Origin of the sequence: Bradyrhizobium cosmicum (genome assembly GCF_032290525.1) — a bacterium.
Lineage (GTDB): Bacteria > Pseudomonadota > Alphaproteobacteria > Rhizobiales > Xanthobacteraceae > Bradyrhizobium > Bradyrhizobium cosmicum_A.
In genome coordinates this window covers 116,066-138,103 of the sequence record NZ_JASXTA010000019.1, presented here as the reverse complement: position 1 = coordinate 138,103, position 22,038 = coordinate 116,066, and the positions used below count along the sequence as shown (strand labels likewise).

The window sequence follows — 22,038 nt, the reverse complement described above, 5'->3', positions numbered from 1 at the left end:
CGCTACGACAGCTTGCCCACGGCCTTTTCCAGCAGCTCCCAGGCCTGATCGCCATACTTGCCCTTCCACTCGGCGTAGAAGCCGGCGGCGCGAAGCTTGTCGCGGAACGGCGCAACATTCGGCTGGTTGAAGGTCAGGCCTTTGCCGGCAAGCTCCTGCTGGAGATTGGCATTGAGCTTGGCGGTATCGGCGCGCTCGTTGACGGCGGCGGCGTTGATGTTCTTGGCGACGATGGTGCGCACGTCCTGTGGGAGCTTTTCCCAGGCGCGGCGGTTGGCCAGGAACCAGAAGCCGTCCCACATATGGTTGGTCAGCGAGCAGTACTTCTGCACTTCGTAGAGCTTGGCGGTCGAGATGATCGCCAGCGGGTTCTCCTGGCCCTCGACGATCCTGGTCTGGAGCGCCGAATAGACCTCGCTGAAATTGATCGAGGCGGGCGCCGCGTCCAACGCCTTGAACATCGAGGTCCACAGCGGCGACACCGGCACGCGGATCTTGAACCCCTTGAGATCGTCCGGGCCGGTGATCGGCTTGCTCGACGACGTGGTCTGGCGGAAGCCGTTGTCCCAGATCTTGTCCATGACCTCAAGGCCGGCCTTCTTGATCTCACCGCGGACATGGGCGCCGAGGTCGCCGTCCATGGCCTTCCAGACCGTGTCGTAGTCCGGGAACGCGAAGCCGATGCCGTTGATGGACGCCGCCGGCACCAGCGTCGACAGGATCAGGCCGGACAGCGTGAAGAACTCGACGCCGCCGGAGCGGATCTGGCTCAGCATGTCGGTGTCCGACCCGAGCTGGTTGTTCGGGAAGATCTGGAGGTCGAATTTGCCGTTCGTCTCGCTCTTGATCGCCGCGGCCATCTCCTTGGCGCGCACGTTCAGCGGATGGGTGTCCGGCAGGTTGTTGGCGTATTTGTAGGTGAACTCGGCGCTCTGGGCGCGAGCCACATGGGGCGCACTGACGCCGCCCAGGACCGCGGTCGCGGCGGAGGCCTTGAGAAGCGTGCGTCGGGAAAAGCTCATGGGTCTGCTTCCTCAAAGTTTGTTCTTGTTGTGAGATGCAAACCTATACGGACGGAAGGCTCGAAGGTCATCTGCGATCTCGCGAGGCTCGCTTATTGCAGCCGGACAACGTCGCGGCAATATCGGCCTTCGGCAGATGCGCCGGATTCAAAAACACGAAAACAACCCCATGCATAGAGCTCGGGCGATGATCAGGGGGCGGACTGAAAACGGGGGTCAGGCGAAGGCGCGGTGGCAGGATTTCCGTCTAAATAATTGATCTGATTGTATATAAATATATTCCATAATATACCTTATGCGAATTACGGATATGGCTATGTGCAGATCAGCCCGGCTCAATCAAAGGCTACCGAGAACCCCGCTCCCGGCTCAGAATTGTCGACCAGGCAGGCCAGCACCGGACGTGGCCAGACAAGCCGCGCCGCCATCGGGAGGTTCGTCATGCAGGAGAACGTCGCTCGCGCCGCCAGCTCGCGCGCCATTCCATTCGACGCCGCCAAGCTCGACCGGCTGATGGAAGCCGCCGGCCTCGATGTCCTGATCGCGACCTCCAAGCACAATGTGCAGTACCTGCTCGGTGCCGAGCGCGCGATCTTCTTCGATTACATGGACGCCCTGGGCGTCAGCCGCTATCTGCCGGTCCTGGTCTATCCCAGGGGCGCGCCGGAGAAGGCCGTCTATGTCGGCCACAGGCTGGAAACGCATCAGCGAGCGGTGGCGCCGCCATGGGTGCCGCAGGTCCGGACCGAGTCCAATGGTTCGGTCGACGCCATTACGCGGGCGGCGGGCCTGATCCGGGAGGCCGGTATCCCGTTGAAGCGGGTCGGGGTCGAGATGGCGTTCCTGCCGATGGACGCCGGCCGGGCGCTGTGCGACGCCCTGCCCGGCGCCGAGCTCAAGGACGCCCTTGCGGTGCTGGAGCGGCTGCGGGCGGTCAAGTCGGCGGAGGAGCTGGCCAAGCTCAAGACGGCGTCCGAGCTCGTCATCGCATCCATGCTGGTGGTAATAGCGCAGCACGGGCCGGGCACGACCAAGCAGCAATTGTCGGACGCTTTGCGCATCGCCGAGGCGAACCGCGGCCTGACCTTCGAATACTGCCTGCTCGCCTGCGGCAGCAGCCACAACCGGGCGCCGTCGCCGCAGCGCTGGGAGGAAGGCGATGTGCTGTCGCTGGATTCCGGCGGCAATTATCACGGCTATATCGGCGATCTCGCGCGCATGGCCGTGCTCGGCGATCCCGATGCCGAGCTGAAGGATTGTCTGGCCGAGATCGAGGCGGTCCAGCGCGCCGCCTTTGCCGCGGTCCGGCCGGGCGCCATGGGCGGCGATATCTACGTCGCGGCCGAGCGGCAGCTCGCCCAGATCACCCAGCGCGACTGCACCGAGTTTCTGGCCCACGGCATGGGCCTTGTTAGCCACGAGGCCCCTCGCCTGACCGCCAAAGGTCCGGTTCCCTACGATGACACCGACGCCCGCCTCCCACTCGAAGCCGGCATGGTGGTCTCGATCGAAACCACCATGAAGCATCCGAGGCGCGGCTTCATCAAGCTGGAGGACACGGTCGCGGTGACGGCGACCGGGTATGAGATCTTTGGTGAGGGCGGCCGCGGGTGGAATTTGGGTGGGAGTGCGCTGTAGGCTGGCACTACAGGAGACATTTCGCACCCCGAGCCAAGCCGGGTCGTCAACGGCCTGACCTACTACGCCATGACCTACACTTCCGCGGAAGCGGTAGCTCGCGGCATTCGCATGACTTGCTCAAGGGCGTGTCGGTGCTTCAGCACGGCAAGGGTCTCGCGTGCGCTGAGGCTGCTGACGACTTCCTCGAAATCGTCGCTCTGCTCAATCTTGGCACGGGCGATCGCGAGATCTATGTCGACCTGGCTCGATTTGCGAGGCGGGGTTTCTAGGGACTGCATGTGCGGTCCCAGCAACGCAGGGTTCTGTTTAAGTTCGAGCAGCGCTCCGCGTGTCTCGATCCGAGCCAGGCTGGCAAGCTCTCTCGCCCTCTGCAGCAGTGCCGGCGCGCGATTGTCCTCCGGGGTCGCAAACAGGTGCGCCATTCGCGGCGCCGTCGACGTGACGAGACCGATCGGAATGGCACAAACCAGGCCGATGATCACCGGCGACATCCAGAGCAGCAGCGGAAGCGACACGGCATAGGCGCTTGCTGCCATTGCCAGACCGCATAGGGTCGGCACCGTGAATTTGCGATAGACTTCATCGCGCGTGATCCTGCCGTCGCTTCGTCGTTGCACTTGCCAACCCGCGTCACGCCCCAGCAGGATCTCCGCCACCGCGGTCGATTGAAAGATCATCATCGATGGGGCGATCAGGGCGGCAAGCAGGCTCTCGGCGAGCACCGCCAGCAGCACGCGAAATCCGCCGCCGAATGCCTGCCGTTCCGTACGCCTGGTGAGCAGAACGACGTAGGCCAGCAATTTGGGCACGATGAGCAGCCCCATCGTCGCGGCAAAGACCCAGGCGGCGAGCACGGGATCCTGTGCGGGCCACGTTGGAAACAACGAAAAGCCCTTGGGAAAGTATTCCGGCTTGACGAAATAGGCCTGCAAGGAGATCAGGATTCCGAGCAACAGAAACAGCAGCCACAAGGGGGCGGTGAGATAAGAGCCGATCCCGGTCAACAGGTGAAGCCGGGAGACCCAGTGCAGGCCTCGGGCCGGCAGAACGGCGAGATGCTGCAGGTTACCCTGACACCAGCGACGGTCTCGCGCCGCAAAATCGAGCAGCGACGGTGGCACCTCCTCGAAACTCCCACCAAGACCGGGGGCCATGAAGATCCCCCACCCCGCCCGCCGCATCAGCGCGGCTTCGACAAAATCGTGGCTTAGGATGTGGCCGCCGAAAGGCTTCCTCCCGCGCAATTCGGGCAAGCCCGCCTCTTGCGCAAAGGCCTTCACCCGGATGATGGCATTATGTCCCCAGTAGTTTCCCTCGGAGGCGTGCCACCAGGCGTTCCCGGCCGCAATCAGCGGACCGTACAAACGACCCGAGAACTGCTGAAGCCGGCTAATCAGGGTTCGCGCATTGACGACGATCGGAAGCGTTTGAATCAGCGCGGCTTGCGGGTTCGCTTCCATCGCGCCCACCAGCCGAACGATGGTCTCTCCGCTCATCAGGCTGTCCGCGTCGAGAATGATCATGTAGTCGTAGGCGCCCCCGAACCGCCTCACCCATTCGGCGATGTTGCCTGACTTTCGGGCGGTGTTGTCGGATCGGTGACGATAATAGAGATGGCCCGAACCGCAGTTGCGTTGCAGTTCGAGAAACGCAAGCTCCTCGGCAATCCAGATGTCCGGATCTGTCGTGTCACTGAGCAGAAACCAATCGAACAACGGGGCCTGTCCGGTTTCGCCGACCGATTCGTACATGGCGCGGAGTCGCGCCATGAGGTGGTGCTGATCCTCGTTATAGGTCGGCAACAGCATGGCCGTTCGGCCGGTGATCGCGGGCAGCGGGCCGTCGCTGTCAATTGGCAGCACATCCGGTCGGCCCCGCAGGAGCACGAAAAAGCCGGCTAATGAAGACACGAACGAGAACGCGATCCAGGCGAGCAGCACGAGAAACAGCCCTAACACCGTGCCTTCGAGGACCGTAACGCCACCAACCTTGAGAACATCGTACATCTCGAAGGCGCCCGCAGCGGTAATCGCGGCCGTTCCGCCGAGAATGAACAGGCGCCGCGTTGCAACGGCAGGGGTGGCCCGCAGTCGCGCCCGATCGGAACGATTGGTCGCATCCAATCGGCAGGGCTGCATCGGGAGAGGTGTTTCATCGGGAAGATACCGACTGCCAAGATCAGGTGAAAGCGCAGGGGACGGCTTCAGGGCGCCCATCGGTAAACCCAGACTTCGGAGATGGGTTGATCGCCCTGCATCAAGACCGCCCTCAACTCGATCGGTGCGTCCTTCACGGCACATTGAAAACTCAGCCGCCAGCCGCCGGTTTCCGGGTTTGGCTGCGTGACGACGTTCTTGATCTCGGATTTCTCGGCGCTGACGGCGCCCCTCACCTTGTCAGGATCGACCTCCTTCAGTCTGTCGCCGACGAGCTCGAGCACGAACAATTTGCTGTCGTCGCCCCGCGCGCCAACGCCTGTGCGGGTGAACCGGGCCAGTGAATTTGGCTTCGGCGCGTCCGGGCCCCAGTGCAGACGGTAGGTGTAGTTGTTTTCACTCTTGGCCTGGAGAGCCGCTTTCGGGCGCCAGAAGGCGGCGATGTTGTCGTGAACTTCCTCCTTGGTTGGGATCTCGAAGAGGACCACGCTGCCCTCTCCCCAATCACCGATCGGTTCGACCCAGAGGCTCGGGCGACGCTCAAAGCGGGATTCGATGTCCTCGTAGGCAAAGAAATTTCTTTCCCGCTGCATCAGGCCGAAGCCGCGAGGATTGCGGTCATTGAATGTGCTGGCCTGCAGATCGCGTGGATTGTGGAGCGGACGCCAGAGTTGCTCGCTCTTTCCATTGAACATGGCGAGCCCATCGGAGTCGTGCACGGCAGGGCGGAAATCGTCGACATCGTGTCGGTCGTTCGGACCAAAAAAGAACATGCTTGTCATGGGCGCGAGGCCGGCATGTTGCAGCTCGATCCGGGGATAGAGCGACATCTCGACGTCGAAGACCGTCGGTGCGCCCGGCCTGATCGTGAAGCGATAGCTTGCCGTAGCGCTCTTGCTGTCAAGCAGCGCATGGACCACGACGGACGTGGCAACCGGTGCGGGCTTCTCCAGCCAGAAGGCCTTGAAGACGGGAAATTCCTCTCCCTTGCTCTCGCCGGTATCGATCGACAGACCGCGCGCGGAAAGGCCGTAGGTCTCGCCTTTGGCAACGGCACGGAAGTAGCTGGCGCCGAGAAACGCGCAAACCTCGTCGTAATAGTCGGCCCGATTGATCGGGGCGTGAATGCGAAAGCCGGCAAAGCCGAGATCGACCTCCGGTACCTGGCCGATCTTGTCGCCGAATGCAAAATCGTCGCGCCGGTATCTGATCGGCACTGCTCGTCCGCCGGAGACCTCGTAAATGTCCACCTTGCTCTTATAGAAAAAGCCTCGGTGGAAAAACTGGACCTCGAAGGGCAACTTCTCGTTGCGCCAGGACGCGCGCTCCGGCAGAAAGCGAATTGATCGGTATTGATCGTAGGTGAGATCCTTGAGCGCGTCCGGGACCTTTTCCTCTGGTGGCGCAAAAGGCTTACTCGCCAAACTGCGCGCGAGGTCGCGGACATAGGATGGGCCAAACGGCAACTCCGCCGCCGATGCCGCAGGGACTGCGCCAGGTAGTAATGTCGCCAATGGCGTCAATGCCGAGGCTTCCAGGAATTGTCGGCGATTCAACTGTTCTACCCGTTCGGTTCCAACCGCAATGCAACACCCCCGTCGCGACCGAGTTCCACGGGCTGCCGCCGAATCTGGGCACGGTGTGCCGACGGCCTCGTCGATGTGGGTTTGGGGCAACATCACGCTGCTCCGGCCTCGGTTGCGCCTGCAGGACGATCTGCAATTTCCGATTGCGCATTCTTGAGCCGTGGCAAACACAGCAAAGCTGTAGGGCGCGAAGAGTAACTGGATGGTCGCGCCGAAAGTTGCTGCTCTCCCAGCGCGAGCGCTACGACACGTCGGCCCGTGGTCTGGCCTCGACCCTGGCGCCCTCGGTCAGGTCGACGGACGGATCGATGATGAGCTGGTCGCCGGACCGGACGCCGCTGTCGACTTCCAGCTCGGAGCCGAGGTCGCGCAGCACGCCGATCTTCCTGAGATGTGCCACGCCGTTTGCGACCACGGCGACCTGCATGCCACCGGCATTGAAGATGACCGCGTCGGCGGAGATCCGGTAGCTCGGAGTCTTGCGTGGAATGTGTAGTTCCACGGTGCAGTAGATCCCGGACGTGAGCGCGGCGTCGGGGTTTTGGATGTCGACCTCGGTCAGCAGCGTTCGCGAGCCCGGCTGTAGCGCGTCGGCGATCCGCGTCACGGTCCCAGGAAAGGTCCGGTCCGGGATCTCGGGCACGCGGACCACCGCTGCTATGCCAGGCTTCAAGCCGAAGGCCGCGTCCTGGGGAACGAACACCTGGGTGCGGATGACATTACCCTGCTGGAGGGTGAACATGAACGTGCCCGAAGTCGTATCGGCCTGCACCAGGCTGCCGACGTCGATGTTCCGCTGGGTGATGACGCCGTCGAACGGAGCCACGACGCGCTGATACAGCTTCTGCTGGCGGAGCACCTGCAACTGCGCCTCCTCCGCCTTGATATTGGCTTGCGCCACCGACACGGCCGCCTCCTGGGCCTTGAGCGTCTGCTCGTCGATCGTGCCTTGCTGGGCCGTGAGCCAGCCCTTCTCGACCAGCGGCCGATCGCGATCCCAGGTGACCTTGGCGAGCTCCCGGTTCGCCTGGGCCTGCAGGAGCGACGAGTTGAGCTGTGCGAGCGTGGCTTCGGCCTGGGCGATCTGGTGATCGAGCTCGGGGGCGACGATTTCCGCGAGCAATTGTCCGGCCTTGACGTGGTCGCCGATATCGACGGCGCGCGTGGCGACATAACCGCTCGCGCGCGCGAAGATGTTGGCGCTGGCAAAGGCGGACGTCGTCGCCGGCAGCTTCACGATCTCGATCGAGTCGCTGGGCGTGACCGTGGCAACACGGACCTGCGGCACCAGGTTGCGCCCCTCGGCCGCGGTCGCGAGCACCTGGCGGCGCTCCGAATAGTGGCTCCATGTCCCGAACGCGAGCGCCATGCCGGCCACGAGCACCAGGCCGAAGCCGGCGAGGCGCCCTCCCCGACGCGACTTGCGCGGCGGCGCGACCGTCTCCGTGCCCCGGTCCGTCTCGGTCACGCGCTCGGCGTTGATTGGTCCGTTGAAATTCATTCCAGCACCTCGTCGAAGATCCCGTGATGTGTCTTGCCGTCGTTGCCCCTGCGCAGCATGGCGAACAGGTAGGGTACGACCAGCAACGTCGTCGGCGTCGCGAACAGCAGCCCGCCGATGACGGCGCGCGCGAGCGCCGCGTTTTGCTCCTCGCCGGCTGCGCCGATCGCCATCGGGATCATGCCGACGATCATGGCGGCTGCGGTCATCAGCACTGGCCGGATTCGTGTGTGTCCGGCTTCGATTGCAGCTTCGAATGCGGTCTTGCCGGCAAGCTGCTGCTCCCTGGCAAAGGTCACGAGCAGGATCGAGTTTGCGGAGGCGACGCCGACCGCCATGATCGCCCCCATCAGCGACGGCACGTTGAGTGTGGTGCCGGTGACGAACAGCATGGCCAGGATGCCGCATAGCGTCGCCGGCAAGGCCAGGATGACGACGAGGGGATCGCCGAAAATCTGGTAGTTCACCACCATCAGCAGGTAGACGAAGACCGCCGCAAACAGCAGGCCGATGCCGAGGTTGACGAAGGCGCTGTTCATGCTCTGGATCTGCCCGATGATCTGAATAGTGTTGCCCGGCTTGAGCTGCGTCTGGAGATCGGCCGTGATCTTGCTGATCTGGCTCGCCACGCTGCCGAGATCGCGGCCCTGGACACTGGCATAGACCTCGTAGACCGGCTGGACATTGGCCTGGTTGGCGTTGGTTGGGACAGTGGTGCGCCGGAACGTGGTGACGTTGCCGAGCAGGCCCGGAATCGGCGTGTCGGATTGGGCCGACGCCAGCGAGGTCGAGACCGGCGTGTTGGCGAGATCGTTCAGTGAGCCGATGTGGCGTTCCGGCGTCTGCACAGCAAGATAATAGGGAATGCCCGAGGACGGATCGGTCCAGAAGTTCGGCGTCACCTGCTCCGACGAGCTCAGGCTGACATTCAGGTTGGTCGCGATGGTGTTGGCATTGAGCCCGAGCTGCGCCGCGCGGGTGCGGTCGATATCGGCGAAGAACGCGGGCGCATCCACCTCCTGCTGGAGATGGGCGTCGACAATGCCGGGGATCGCCGCGATGCGCTGGCGCAGCTCGTTCGCGACTTTCAGATTGTTCGTCTTGTCGTAGCCGACGGTGCGCACGTCGATCTGGGCCGGCAGCCCGAAATTGAGGATCTGGGTGACGATGTCGGCCGCCTGGAAGTAGAAGGTCTCTTCCGGAAAGGCGGCCGGAAGCACCTCGCGCAGCTTGCGCACGTAATCGGCCGTCGGCCGGTGCCCCTCCTTCAGCGAAACCATGATCACGCCGTCGCTGACGCCGATGGTCGAACCGTCGCTGAAGGCCAGATTGTAGGAACGCGCAGGCAGGCCGATATTGTCCACGATCAGGGCACGGTCCTGGTCCGGGATGATCTGCCGGATCTTGTCCTCGACCTGCTGGAAGATCTTCTCCGTGTTCTCGATGCGCGTTCCGGCCGGCGCGCGGACGTGAAGCTGGATTTGTCCGCCGTCGATGACGGGGAAGAAATCCCGGCCGACCAGCGGAAACAACACGATTCCAAGCACCAGAATGGCGGCCATCCCCGCTGGAATGATGAAGCGATGATCGATCAGCCCTGCGAGCGAGCGCGAATAGGCCTGGCGCATCGCCTCGAAATTCCGCTCGAAGGCGGCATGGAAGCGCGCGAACGGGCCGCGCGGCGTGGCGCCGGCCGGAGCATGGTCTTCGCCCCCGAGCAGCAAGCCGATGATGATCGGCGTCAGCGTTCGGGACAGGCCGTAGGAGGCCAGCATCGCGAATACGACGGCGAGGCCAAGCGGCGTGAACAGATATTTGGCCGGTCCGTCCAGGAACAGGACGGAGGTGAAGACGCAGCTGATCGCGAGCGTGGACACCAGCGTCGGCACGGCGATGCCGGCCGCGCCGTGCAGCGTCGCCTGCGGCAGCGGCATCCCCTCCTCCGTCAGCAAGCGATGGGTGTTCTCGATCGTGACGGTGGAATCGTCGACGAGGATGCCCACCGCCAGCGCGAGGCCTCCCAGCGTCATCGTGTTCAGGGTTTCGCCGAGGAAGTGCAGCACGATCAACGAGGTCAGGATCGACAGCGGGATCGAGATCATGACCACGACCGTCGATCGCCATGATCCCAGGAACAGGAGGATCATCACTGCCGTCAGGCCAGCGGCGATCGCGCCCTCGCGCAGCACGCCCTCCACCGATTGCTTGACGAACACCGACTGGTCGAACAATTCGTTGATGTGGAGGTCCGGCGGCGCGGCCGCACGCGCGCTTTGCAGTGCCTTGTGGACCGCATTAACCACGCTGACGGTGGAGGCATTGCCGTTCTTGATGATGCTCAGCAGCACCGAACGCCGCCCGTTCTGGCGCACCACGTTCTGCTGCACCAACCAGCCGTCGTGAACCTGACCGACGTCCCTGACGAAGACGGTGGCCCCGTTCACCACCTTGATGGGGATGTTGTTGAGGTCGTCGATCGAGGGCGGCGTCGCATTGGTGCGGACGACATATTGCTTGTTGCCCATCTTAGCCGTGCCGGCAGGCAGGGTCAGGTTCTGGGCGTTGACAGCGTTCACGACATCGAGCGGCGTCAGCCCCTTGGCGACCAGCTTGGCGGGATCGATGTCGACCATGATCTGCCGGTATTTTCCACCCGATGGGGTCGGCAGTGTGATGCCGGGGATCGGGGCCAATTGCTGGCGGATGCGGTAGATGCCGTAATCATAGAGCTGCTGTTCGCTTAAGGTGTCGGAGCTTAGGCTGATCTGCAGCACCGGCACGCTCGAGGCGTTGAACTGCACGACGACCGGCGCCTGGATGCCGGGCGGCATCAGCGCGCGGATAGCATTGGTCGCGGACACGATCTGCGAGATGGCGAGATCGAGATTGACGTCGGGTTGGAAGTAGATCTTCTGCACCGACAAGCCGGCCATCGTCTGGGCCTCGATGTTCCTGATGCCGTTGACGTTGGAGCTGATCGAATATTGGCTGTAGGTGGTGACGCGCTGCTCCATCTCGGGCGTGCTGAGACCGGTGTAGCTCCAGATCACGGTCACGACCGGGATGTTGATCTCTGGAAAGATGTCGGTCGGCATCGCGAAAATCGTGATGGCGCCGAGAAATATGATCAGCGCAGCGACCACGTAGAACGTGTGGGGAAATCGCAGAGCAAAACGAACGATACCCATTGCGGGCACTCCTCGTCCGGCGGCGGCCGCTTGCGGCCTCCGCGGCATCAAGATCAGCAGTCAAGCGTTGCGCGCGGGCGATCGCCGCACGGCCTGCCTTCTGCGCTTCCTGACTTTGAGGATCGACGAATACGCGCTCGCAAACCCTTACTGCGCTCCCGGCTTCATGCGGCCGGATTGCGGTCGACAGCAAATCTGGAGACAGGAAATCAGAATTGAAAGGCACGCGGTGTTAATTCGCGGCAATGCGGCACGCGATCCGACCACAAATCGGTGATGGCCCTCGCAGGCAAGCTCAAGAGCATGCGAGCGTCGCGGCCAGAAACGAGGGCGGGTAGCGTGGCTAGATCTGCGAAATTAGCGCAGTGGCAGCAAGTCCAGCTGGCTCTGCGCTTGCTTGACGGCCGCCGCAAACCAGTTCTGGCTCGGCGCTTCCTTGGCGAAACATTTTGCGTAGGCGTCCACCGCGGCGTCTTCGTGGGCCATGGCGTCCCTCGGGAGCCTCCTGGCCATCATCTGGGTCCAGACTTTCTCGCAGGCGGGGATTTCTGCCGTCTTCACAGCGCCGCTCGTGGCGATGAAGAGGACCTTGTCGCCCTGGATCGCGACGACGTCGATTTCATCCGGCGTTCCCTTCAGACCGCCATTGCCGCGTACGCCGAGTACGGCCACCGCGGCACTCGCCGATGCGGGCTTGGTGATCGGCAGCTCGGCATATTTGGCGAAGGCGGCGTCCTGGATTGCGTGATAGTAGAAGCGGTCCGATTTGAGCGCGGCGCCGATCTCCTGTGGCATTCCGTGGGCGCGATGCTCGCCCAGCCAGTGCTTGAGCAGCGTGGTCGTGGTCACCACCGCTTGCGTCTTGTAACCTTCCGAGGCGAAGCTGAGCCCGTCGAGATGGCCGAAGCCGATGTCGTTCTTGAACAGGGTATCGACATTCGACTTGCCGTCTGCCGGCAGCCCCTTGATCGCAACAGGACCCAACAGGCCGCGCAGCACGCCGGTCAGCTCTTTCAGCGCCGCATCGTGCTGTTTATAGATCTCATCGCTCTCCTTGGCTTTCGAGAACTTTGCGATGCCGCGATCGCGCAGGTCGAGGTATTGCTGTTCGGGGCCTGCCGCATGCGCGGGCGTGGCCAAGGCGAGCAGGCAGAGCAAGGCAAGCGATCTCATTGCAATATCCGGAAGACTGGGAGCGATCTCCAGTCTTTGTGCCGGTGCCGGGTAGGAAGGTTCATCCAGGCCGGATGGACGAGAGCCCTACTCCGCCGGCGTGAGCTGTCGCTGGTCCAGGCGCATCGCCGCCGTCTCGCGCACCCGGACACGAGCACGGCGCTTGCGCCACCAGATCACGACGCCGGTCACCGAAAGCGCGGCGACCACGAGCCCCATGATCGAGATCAGGATGCGGCCGAACAGCCCGACGATGCGGCCCGAATGCAGCGGGAATTGCGCCTGCACGAAGATATCGGCGGCGGTACCGACCCAGGGCAGCCGCTCGCCGATGGGACGGCCGTCCTCACTGTCGTAATAGAGCTGCGCGGGACCGACGCCGCCGGCGCCGTGATCGTCGCCGGGATGGAAGAAGGCCGCTGCGTAGACGCCGTGGGCCGGGCCGTAATTGATCGAGCCGACCGGGACGGTCCACCCGCGCGCCTTGCCGTCCGCGACTGCCCGCGCGGCGATGTCGGCGAATGTCACCTTTGGCTCGATGGGATCGTCGAGATCGCGATAGGGCCGCTGCTCATAGGGCGTCGGGGTGTAGTTCGACACCATCTTCATCAGCGGCGAGAACACCTCGAAATAGAGGTTCAGCGAGAATGCCGTGAAGGCGATGATGAACAGCACGCCCCAGGTCCACAGGCTGAAGGCGCGGTGGATGTCGAAATTGATCCGGTAGGCGCTGCCTGACGTCTTGATGGTCCAGGCCGGCGCCCAGCGCGCCCAGAAGCCGCGCTCGAGCTGGCGCGTCACCTGCGGCGCCCGCGCGGCCTTGGCGCGTCGCCGTGAGGGCAGCGTGAGGTAGAAGCCGACGAAGCAATCGATGGTCCAGATGATGGCGATGATGCCGAGCACGCGCATGCCCCAGCGATCGCTGCCCCAGAACTCTGGGATGTGCATCGTATAATGCAGCTTGTAGAGGAACGAGACGAAGTTCTCCCGCGTCACCGGCCATACTGCGCCCCAATAGCGCCGGCCGAGCTCCGCGCCGGTGTTGGGATCGAGGAAGATCTGATTGTAGTCGAGCGCGTAACGCTTGCCGGTCGCAGGATCGATCCGCGGCATGACGAAGAACCACAGCGAATGGCCCTGCTCCGGCGTCATGAAGAGGTAGACCACGCGCGCCCGTGGATCGCGCTGCTCGATCATCTTGGCGAGCTCGATCGAGGGAATCGCCGGGCCCTTGGTCGAGACGTCGAACAGATGGCTGTTCAGGACGTCGTCGATCTCATGATCCCACGAGATGATCGCGCCGGTGATGCCGGAGAAGAACAGGAATCCGGCCGTGAGCAGTCCCGCCCAGCGATGCAGCCTGCCGAATACCGCTCTCATCGTTTAGATCTCGCCAAGTACGTGACCAAAGTGCGTGAGTGCCGAAGCTTCCACAACGTCATGCCCGGGCTTGTCCCGGGCATCCACGTTCTTCGTCCTGCGGGGCAAGACGTGGATGGCCGGGACAAGCCCGGCCATGACGACGTTTCGTGGACCCTCATCGTCCTCACAACCTGCTCACCACCGATACGTCAACTTGCCGATCGCCTTGCGCCCCTCCGCGTAGAAGCAGCCGGACAGGCTGTAGCAGGCCGCGACATAGCGCGTGTCGGCAAGGTTCGTCACGTTCAGCGACAGCCGCCAATTGTCGCGGGTATAGGCGAGCAGCGCATCCAGGATGGTCGACGACCCAACCTTGAACGTGTTGGCATCATCGCCCCAGGTTGCGCCGACATAACGGACGCCGCCGCCGAACTGCAGGCCTGCCAGCGGCCCGTTCTGGAGCGTGTAGTCGCTCCACAGCGAGGCGCGGTTGAGCGGCACGGTGACCGGCGCCTTGCCGACATTGACCGGATCCTGCGTGACCATGGCATCGACATAGGCGTAGGCCGCGCGCAGGTTCCAGCCATCGGCGAGCGACATGGTGCCTTCGAGCTCGAGGCCGCGCGATTTCACCTGACCGGTCTCCTCGGCGAGATAGCTCGGCGGCGCGTAGGTGACGACGTTGTCGCGCGTCAGGTCGAAGGCGGCGAAGGTGAACAGCGCGTTCCATCCGAGCGGCTGGTACTTGACGCCGACCTCGTACTGGACGCCGGTCTCGGGATTGAGCATCTGGCCGCTCGGTCCTGTCGCGAGCACCGGCAGGAAGGATTCCGAGTAGCTGAAATAAGGGGCGATGCCGTTGTCGAAATTGTACATCACCGCAGCGCGGCCGGTGAAGGCCGACGCATCCTTCGAGACGGACGTGTTGGCGATACCGCTGTCGACCTGCGTCGTCACGAAATCCTGGCGGCCGCCGAGCTGGAACGACAGCCGGCCGAGCTTGATCTGGTCCTGGGCATAGAGGCCGAGCTGCGACTGCTTGACGCCGGTGTTGTCGCTCATGGCGCCGAGGCTCCAGTCGTAGCTGTAGACCGGATTGAAGACGTTGATTTCGGGCGCCGACGTCGCGACGCCAAAGGCGGTGTCGCGGAACGTGGTGTTGCGATAGTCGATCCCGACCAGCGTGGTGTGGCTGAGGAAGCCCGTGGTGAACTTGCCCTGGAGCTGATTGTCCACCGCGAAGGAGTTGATGTACGAGTTGCTGTAGCTGCCGTAGCGCGCGAGTTGCCCCGCCGCCTCGTCGGTATAGCCCCCGCCGTAAAATACCTTCTCCTCGTTGTGCTGATAAGCGTAGCGCAGGTTCTGCCGGAACGTGATGTTGTCGGTGAAGTTGTGCGAGAGCTGGTAGCCGGCGGTCGCGATCTCGGTATTGAACGCGTTGAAGCTTGGCACGCCCGCGAAGAACGAGACCGGAATGGTGCGGCCGTTGTTCGGCCACACCGTGCCCGAGGCCGGCAGGAACTGGAGGCCCCACCCTGCCCGATCCCGCTGGTAGTTGGCGAGGATCGTGATGGTGGTGTCCTCGTTCGGCTTGAAGGTGACGGCGGGCGCGATGAAGACGCGGTTGTCCTTGGTGAAGTCGACCTGGGTCTCGCCGTCGCGAACGACGCCGGTCAGGCGCCACAGCACGGTGCCTTCCTTGTTGGCGGGGCCGCCCATGTCGAACTGGCCCTGATAGCGGTTGAAGCTGCCCCCGGAGACCGAGACCTCGCCGAACTGCTGCGCGGTCGGCAGCTTGGTGACGTAGTTGAGGATCCCGCCGGTGCCACTGCCGCCATACATCGCCGACGATGGTCCCTTGAGCACCTCGATGCGCTCGGCGCCGTAAGGATCGATGCCGTTGAAATGCACGTAGTTGCTGGAGGGAATCCGCAAGCCGTCGATGTAGAGGCCCGTCATGGTGGTGTCGAAGCCCCGGATCTGAAGGGCGCCGAAGCGGGTGTCCGAGCCGCCATTGACGTCGCCGCTGACGCCGGCCGTATAGCGCAAGGCCTCGCCGATCGAGACCGCACCCTGGTTCCTGACCTGGTCGGTGGTGACGACGGAGACGGACTGCGGCGTCTCGATCAGCGGCGTATCGGTCTTGGTCGCCGTGCCGCTGCGCGTCGCGACGAAGCCGCGCACCGGACCGTTGGCGCGTTCGCCCGTGGCGCCGTTCGAGGATGCCGACTGAGTTGGGGCGGCTTGTTGTGCCGGAGTGCGACGATTGGCGCGAGAGACGCGCGTCGCCGCCGACCTTCGCGACGAAGCCGCTGCGGGTCGGGCGCGCTGAGTCGGCGCTTCCACGGTAATCGCGGGAATCTGCGTCTGCGCGGCCACGGAATTGAAGGGAATGACGAGAGAGAATGTGCTGACCGCCCCAAGGAAAAGCACTTGAAACTGTCGGCGACGCGTATTCGAACGCGAAGGAAGTCGGAAGTCGGTCACGTCTGTCGAGGCCCCACGCACTGCCGGCTTTGCCGGTATCGTTCTTGATGCCTCGCCCTAACGCAGGCGATTTCGAAGCGCGAGAGGAACCGCGTTAGAATCTCTCCAGAGCTGTGCGCAGCACGTGCGGCGAATGCGCTCAGTCGCGTTTCGAATCTTGGAATGTTTACAGACGGACAAGAATCGTCTTGTCCCCAACGTTTGGAAACGGCCTCAGCGGTGCCGCAGCCGGCGGTTGACCCGACGCGCGAGATAATCGCCCGCGCTCTGGACCAGCTGCACCAGCGCGATCAGCACGACGACGACGGCCAGCATCATCTCCGGCATGAAGCGCTGATAGCCGTAGCGGATGCCGAGATCACCCAGGCCGCCGCCGCCGACGGCGCCGACCATGGCGGAGTAGCCGAGCAGGCTGACCACCGCGAGCGTCAGCGCCAGCAGAAGGCCCGGCAGCGCCTCGGGGATCAGCACTTTGAAAACGATCTGGAGCGGCGAGGCGCCGAACGAGGACGCGGTCTCGATCAGGCCGCCATCGACCTCGCGGATCGCGGCTTCCACGAGGCGCGCGATGAACGGAGCCGACGCGATGGTCAGCGGCACGATCGCCGCCGTCGAGCCGATCGAGGTGCCGGCGACGAGCCGGGTGAACGGGATGATGGCGACGACCAGGATGATGAAGGGCGTCGAGCGCGTCGCATTGACGACGGCACCGAGCACGCGGTTGACGATGGGCGCCGCGAACAGCTCCCCCTTCCGGCTGGTCGCGAGGAAGACGCCGAGCGGCAGGCCGAAACCGGTGCCGAGCAGCGCCGCGATGCCAACCATGTAAAGGCTCTCGCCGGTGGCCTGGATGATCAGATTGATGAGTTCAGGCGACATAGCCGAGACGCTCCGCCGGGAGTTGATGGTGAGAGAGCCAAGCGAGCGTCCGCGTCACCGCGTCATCGCCGCCGGGAATGCCGAGGGGAATACCGAGGGTCAGCGAGCCCACTTGCTGGCCGCCGATCTCGTCGATGCGGGCTGCCAGCAGCGACACATCGAGGCCGAGCGCGCGCGCAAGCCGCGCCACCAGCGTGTCGCCGGCCCCTGCCCCGCGCGCCTGGACGCGGATCACCGCCTGCCCGCCGGCAGACGGCTCCGCCATGATCCGGCTCGCCAGCGAGACCGGCAGGCTGTCGCCGATCACCTCGGCGAGGAAGGACTGCGTGATCGGTTGCCTGGGATGGGTGAAGATGTCGGCGACATGGCCGCTCTCGACGACATGGCCGGCATCGAGCACCACGACGTCCCTGGCAAGCTGGCGCACCACGGACATTTCATGGGTGATCAGCACGATGGTCACGCCAAGCTCGCGGTTGATGTTGGCGAGCAGGTCGAGAATGGCACGCGTGGTCTGCGGATCCAGCGCCGAGGTCGCCTCGTCCGACAGCAGCACGCTCGGCCGCGTCGCCAGCGCCCGTGCGATACCGACGCGCTGCTTCTGGCCGCCGGAGAGTTCGGAGGGATAGCGGTCGTGCTTGTCGGCGATCCCGACCAGCGCCAGCAGCTCGGCCACGCGAGCCTTGATATCGGCCTTGGCCCAGCCGGCGATCTCGAGCGGCAGCGCGATGTTGTCGGCCGCCGTGCGCGAGGACAGCAGGTTGAAGTGCTGGAAGATCATGCCGATCGATCGCTGCGCCAGCCGCAGCTCGCGGCCGGCCAGCGCGGAGATGTCGCGCCCGTCGACGATGACGCGGCCCGTGGTCGGCTTCTCCAACCCGTTGATGAGCCGGACCAGGCTCGACTTACCGGCGCCGGAGCGGCCGATCACGCCCGTGATGGAACCGCGCGGTATCGTGAATTCGATGTTCTGCAGCGCGTTGACGCCGGGCTTGCCGCGATAGGCCGGATAGGTCTTCGAAATGGCCTCGAAACGGACCATCGTATCCGACACCGCGTCAAGCGTTTCGATCGGCTGTCCGGTCGCGAGCGACGGGTGGACGTTCATGGCGGCGGCCTTCATGCACAATAATTCGCTGGCCCGCATTCCACTAGGGGCCTGGGAGGGACCAGGTCGCATCGCGCGACGGGGAATGAAACAGCGGCCGGGCGTCCGAGTGGAACGCGCTGCACCGCAGCACGCACCATCGCCCTTTCAGGTTCAGCTTGCAATGCTAGAGATTTGCAGCGATCTAGACGAACTTTTGCAAATCCGTTCTCGGCGAAGAAAATTCCTCTGATGCAATCGGCGTCAGCCCGGGAACGCGACCAGATTGCGCTGCACCGCCGCTCGACAGGCGGGGACCCTTGCGCCTATCTTTGCATCATGAGCCACGATCACGACCACGAACATCACCACGATCACGATCATTCCGAATTATCGGAGACCGAGCTGCGCGTGCGCGCGCTCGAGACGATTTTGACCGAAAAAGGCTATGTCGAGCCGGCTGCGCTCGATGCCATCATCCAGGCCTACGAGACCAGGATCGGCCCGCACAACGGCGCGCGCGTCATCGCCAAGGCCTGGACCGACCCGGCGTTCAAGCAGGCGTTGCTGGAAGACGGCTCGAAGGCCATCGGCACGCTCGGCCATGTCAGCCGCGTCGGCGACCATCTCGTCGTGGTCGAGAACACGCCGCAGCGCCACAACATGGTCGTGTGCACGCTGTGCTCCTGCTACCCCTGGGAAATGCTGGGACTGCCGCCGGTCTGGTACAAGGCCGCGCCCTACCGCTCGCGCGCGGTGAAAGATCCGCGCGGCGTGCTCGCCGATTTCGGTGTCAGCCTGCCGAAGGACATGGAAATCCGGGTCTGGGATTCCACCGCCGAGACGCGCTTCCTGGTGCTGCCGATGCGGCCCGAGGGCACCGAAGGCTGGGGCGAGGAGCAACTCGCCGAACTGGTCACGCGCGATTCCATGATCGGTACCGGCTTTCCCAGGACGCCCGGAGCGCCGTCGTGAACGGCGTGCACGACATGGGCGGCATGGACGGGTTCGGCAAGGTCGAGCCCGAGCCGAACGAGCCAATGTTTCACGCGGATTGGGAATCCCGCGTGCTGGCGATGGTGCGCGCGATGGGCGCGGCCGGCGCCTTCAACATCGACACTTCGCGCTTCTATCGCGAGACGCTGCCGCCGCACGTGTATCTGTCGAGCTCCTATTACAAGAAATGGTTTCTCGGGCTCGAGGAGATGCTGATCGAGAAGGGATATCTCACCCGTGAGGAGGTCGCCGCCGGTCACGCGATGCAGCCCGCAAAGGCGCTCAAGCACGGCAAGTTCGATCTCGGCCAGGTCGAGCGCATCATGGTGCGCGGCAAGTTCGCCCGCCCTGCTCCGGCGCCGGCGAGATTCAACATCGGCGACCGTGTCCGCGCGAAGAACATTCATCCCACGACCCACACCCGCCTGCCGCGCTATGTGCGCGGTCATATCGGCGTCGTCGAACTGAATCACGGCTGTCACGTGTTTCCGGATTCGGCGGCGATGGAGCTCGGCGAAAATCCGCAATGGCTCTACACGGTGGTGTTTGAGGGCCGCGATCTCTGGGGCGCCGACGGTGATCCGACCTCGAAGGTGTCGATCGACGCATTCGAGCCCTATCTGGACCCGGCGTTATGAGCAGTCCGGCTGCTGCCGCCGCGACGGCGGCCATTCCGAGCATCCCTCGCGATGACGACGGCCCGGTGTTCCGCGCGCCCTGGGAAGCGCATGCGTTCGCGATGGCCTTGAGCCTGCATGAGCGCGGCGTGTTCACCTGGCCCGAATGGGCCGCAGCCCTGGCGTCCGAGATCAAGCGCGCCCAGGCCGCCGGCGATCCTGATACCGGCGAGACCTACTATCTGCACTGGCTCGCGACGCTGGAAGGCCTCGTCGCGCGCAAGGGCGTTGCCTCGACCGAGACGCTGCATCGCTACCGCGACGCCTGGGACCACGCTGCGGATCGTACGCCGCACGGCAAGCCCATCGAGCTGATGCCGGAGGATTTTCGGTAAGCTCGCGCCGCAGCGAGGAGTTCGTGTCCCGGACAAGCTGCAACGCGTGGGCGTTGCTGCGCAGAGGCGGGACCCAGACGGCAACACGGTCCGTATCGATAGATGGGCCCAGCTCTGCAGCCCACCGCTGAAGGAGCGCTGCGCCGCGTCGGGGGAACGAGAGAGCGAGCAAGACGCGTCACCTCCCCGCCACGTACTCCCGCCACCCCTTCGCCCGCAGGCTGCAGGCCGGACACTCGCCGCAGCCATAGCCCCAATCATGCTGCGCGCCGCGTTCGCCGAGATAGCAGGTGTGCGAGTGCTCGCGAATGAGATCGACCAGCCCGTCGCCGCCGAGGTCGTGCGCCAGCTTCCACGTCGCCGCCTTGTCGATCCACATCAGCGGTGTGTGCAGCTCGAACCGTCTCGCCATGCCGAGCGAGAGCGCGGCCTGCATGGCGCGGATGGTGTCGTCGCGGCAATCGGGATAGCCGGAATAGTCGGTCTCGCACATGCCGCCGACGACGTGGGTAATGCCGCGCCGGTAGGCCAGCGCCGCGGCGAAGGTCAAAAACACCAGATTGCGGCCCGGCACGAACGTGTTGGGCAAACCGTCGGCCCCCATCGCGATCGCGACGTCGCGTGTCAGCGCCGTCTCGGACACGGCCGCGAGCGTCGGGATCGACAGCGTGTGGCTCTCGCCGAGTTTTGCGGCCCAGTCCGCGCGCAGGCCCTTGAGGCCGTCGAACAGCCGGTCGCGGCAGGAAAGCTCGATGGCATGGCGCTGGCCGTAGTCGAACCCCAGCGTCTCCACGCGCGCGAAGCGGCTCAGCGCCCAGGCGAGGCAGGTGGTGGAATCCTGGCCGCCGGAAAACAGCACCAGGGCGGTTACGGATGAAAATGCGTCGCTCATGGTCCGCGCTTTAGCACTGTGGAGCAGGCCCGCCAATCGGTGGAAATCGCCCTGTTCCGCTCCGCTGCGCTGGGAACGACGGCCCGCTTTTGGCATAAGGTTTTGGAGCCAGGAGACTGCCCCGCAATGACCCCTTCCCGCGACATTTCCCGCCTGATCGAGATCATGGCGGCGCTGCGCACGCCAGTGACCGGCTGTCCCTGGGACCTCGAGCAGGATTTTGCGACAATCGCGCCCTACACGATCGAAGAAGCCTATGAGGTGGTGGACGCCATCAATCGCGGCGACCTCGACGACCTCTGCGAGGAGCTCGGCGACCTGCTGTTGCAAGTGGTGTTCCACGCCCAGATGGCTTCGGAGCAGAATGCGTTTGCATTCGGCGACGTCGTCGAGGCGATCACCCGCAAGATGATCCGGCGCCATCCCCATGTCTTCGCCGACAAGGACGGCAATCTCGCCTCCCCCCACGTCAAGGAAGTCTGGGACCGCATCAAGGCAGAGGAGAAGGCCGAGCGCGCCGCGCGCCGGCCGCCTGAGGAAGTGCCGTCGCACAAATCGCTGCTGTCGGGCGTGAAGGCCGGCCAGCCGGCACTGACGCGCGCCATGGAGCTGCAGCGCAAGGCTTCCACCGTCGGCTTCGACTGGAACGACCCGCGCGCGGTGCTGCAAAAGATCCGCGAGGAAGCCGACGAGATCGAGGCCGCGCTCGATCGCAACGACAAGCAGGAGGTTGCGGAGGAAACCGGCGACCTGATGTTCGCGCTCGTCAACCTCGCTCGCCATGTCGATGCCGATCCGGAAGCAGCGCTGAGGGCGACCAACGCCAAGTTCGAGCGGCGCTTTGCGTTCATCGAACGGGCGCTCGAGGCGCAGGGACGCACACTGGAGCAGGCGTCGCTCGCGGAGATGGATGCGTTGTGGAACGAGGCGAAGGGTGAGAAGAAGCCCGCGTTAGCAGGAGGCAAGGAAGGGCGCCGTTAACCCGGGTACCGTAGCCCGGATGGAGCGCAGCAAAATCCGGGTTCTTCACAAACCAGCGGCCCCGGATTGCGCTGC

At 64.2% G+C, this 22,038-nt stretch carries 16 protein-coding genes; 5 read left to right on the top strand and 11 right to left on the bottom strand.

Translation table 11 applies throughout. The features are described from left to right. Nucleotides 1-2: 2 nt before the first annotated feature. A complete protein-coding gene (locus tag QSV46_RS29445) occupies nucleotides 3-1,022 on the bottom strand; it encodes a TRAP transporter substrate-binding protein (protein WP_314959901.1) in 1,020 nt (339 codons plus the stop codon). Nucleotides 1,023-1,463: 441 nt separating this feature from the next. Here QSV46_RS29445 and QSV46_RS29440 point away from each other — a divergent pair, with 441 nt between their 5' ends. Next, a complete protein-coding gene (locus tag QSV46_RS29440; protein ID WP_314959899.1) occupies nucleotides 1,464-2,660 on the top strand; it encodes a Xaa-Pro peptidase family protein in 1,197 nt (398 codons plus the stop codon). Nucleotides 2,661-2,734: 74 nt separating this feature from the next. Here the strand turns inward: QSV46_RS29440 and mdoH are convergent, their stop codons facing one another. The 9 genes from mdoH to QSV46_RS29395 form a co-directional block, all read right to left on the bottom strand. Next, nucleotides 2,735-4,879, bottom strand: coding sequence for a glucans biosynthesis glucosyltransferase MdoH (gene mdoH / locus QSV46_RS29435; protein WP_314959896.1), 2,145 nt, complete (start codon nucleotides 4,877-4,879; stop codon nucleotides 2,735-2,737). Then, nucleotides 4,867-6,375, bottom strand: a complete 1,509-nt coding sequence (locus QSV46_RS29430; RefSeq protein ID WP_314959963.1) for a glucan biosynthesis protein G — start codon at nucleotides 6,373-6,375, stop codon at nucleotides 4,867-4,869. The genes mdoH and QSV46_RS29430 overlap by 13 nt, the downstream gene beginning before the upstream one ends. Nucleotides 6,376-6,646: 271 nt before the next feature. Then, nucleotides 6,647-7,873, bottom strand: coding sequence for an efflux RND transporter periplasmic adaptor subunit (locus tag QSV46_RS29425; protein WP_314959894.1), 1,227 nt, complete (start codon nucleotides 7,871-7,873; stop codon nucleotides 6,647-6,649). 29 nt (nucleotides 7,874-7,902) lie between these two features. Continuing rightward, nucleotides 7,903-11,094: an efflux RND transporter permease subunit gene (locus QSV46_RS29420; protein ID WP_314959892.1), complete on the bottom strand. Its 3,192-nt coding sequence runs from the start codon at nucleotides 11,092-11,094 to the stop codon at nucleotides 7,903-7,905. Nucleotides 11,095-11,451: 357 nt separating this feature from the next. Then, nucleotides 11,452-12,267: a hypothetical protein gene (locus QSV46_RS29415; protein ID WP_314959890.1), complete on the bottom strand. Its 816-nt coding sequence runs from the start codon at nucleotides 12,265-12,267 to the stop codon at nucleotides 11,452-11,454. An 87-nt stretch (nucleotides 12,268-12,354) separates the two neighbouring features. After that, nucleotides 12,355-13,647 carry a siderophore utilization protein FsrB gene (fsrB, locus tag QSV46_RS29410; protein WP_314959888.1) on the bottom strand — a complete coding sequence of 431 codons (1,293 nt, stop codon included), beginning with the start codon at nucleotides 13,645-13,647 and terminating at the stop codon, nucleotides 12,355-12,357. Nucleotides 13,648-13,824: 177 nt separating this feature from the next. Continuing rightward, nucleotides 13,825-15,813 carry a TonB-dependent siderophore receptor gene (locus QSV46_RS29405; protein WP_314959961.1) on the bottom strand — a complete coding sequence of 663 codons (1,989 nt, stop codon included), beginning with the start codon at nucleotides 15,811-15,813 and terminating at the stop codon, nucleotides 13,825-13,827. A gap of 516 nt (nucleotides 15,814-16,329) precedes the next feature. After that, nucleotides 16,330-16,995, bottom strand: a complete 666-nt coding sequence (locus tag QSV46_RS29400; RefSeq protein WP_314959887.1) for a methionine ABC transporter permease — start codon at nucleotides 16,993-16,995, stop codon at nucleotides 16,330-16,332. Then, nucleotides 16,985-18,118, bottom strand: a complete 1,134-nt coding sequence (locus tag QSV46_RS29395) for a methionine ABC transporter ATP-binding protein (protein ID WP_314959885.1) — start codon at nucleotides 18,116-18,118, stop codon at nucleotides 16,985-16,987. Before QSV46_RS29395 ends, QSV46_RS29400 begins: the two co-directional genes overlap by 11 nt. A gap of 303 nt (nucleotides 18,119-18,421) precedes the next feature. Here QSV46_RS29395 and nthA point away from each other — a divergent pair, with 303 nt between their 5' ends. The 3 genes from nthA to QSV46_RS29380 are packed head-to-tail and all read left to right on the top strand — an operon-like array spanning nucleotide 18,422 to nucleotide 20,090. Next, on the top strand, nucleotides 18,422-19,057 hold the full coding sequence (gene nthA, locus QSV46_RS29390) for a nitrile hydratase subunit alpha (RefSeq protein WP_314959959.1): 636 nt from the start codon (nucleotides 18,422-18,424) through the stop codon (nucleotides 19,055-19,057). Next, a complete protein-coding gene (gene nthB / locus QSV46_RS29385) occupies nucleotides 19,054-19,716 on the top strand; it encodes a nitrile hydratase subunit beta (protein ID WP_314959882.1) in 663 nt (220 codons plus the stop codon). The genes nthA and nthB overlap by 4 nt, the downstream gene beginning before the upstream one ends. After that, nucleotides 19,713-20,090 carry a nitrile hydratase accessory protein gene (locus QSV46_RS29380; protein WP_314959880.1) on the top strand — a complete coding sequence of 126 codons (378 nt, stop codon included), beginning with the start codon at nucleotides 19,713-19,715 and terminating at the stop codon, nucleotides 20,088-20,090. The genes nthB and QSV46_RS29380 overlap by 4 nt, the downstream gene beginning before the upstream one ends. A gap of 178 nt (nucleotides 20,091-20,268) precedes the next feature. Here QSV46_RS29380 and queC read toward each other — a convergent pair whose 3' ends face one another. Further along, nucleotides 20,269-20,982 (bottom strand): 7-cyano-7-deazaguanine synthase QueC, encoded by a 714-nt coding sequence (gene queC / locus QSV46_RS29375; protein WP_314959879.1) that lies wholly within the window; start codon nucleotides 20,980-20,982, stop codon nucleotides 20,269-20,271. Nucleotides 20,983-21,108: 126 nt separating this feature from the next. On the opposite strand from queC, the gene mazG reads away from it, so the two are divergent. Then, nucleotides 21,109-21,963 (top strand): nucleoside triphosphate pyrophosphohydrolase, encoded by an 855-nt coding sequence (gene mazG / locus QSV46_RS29370; RefSeq protein WP_314959875.1) that lies wholly within the window; start codon nucleotides 21,109-21,111, stop codon nucleotides 21,961-21,963. Nucleotides 21,964-22,038: the final 75 nt, after the last annotated feature.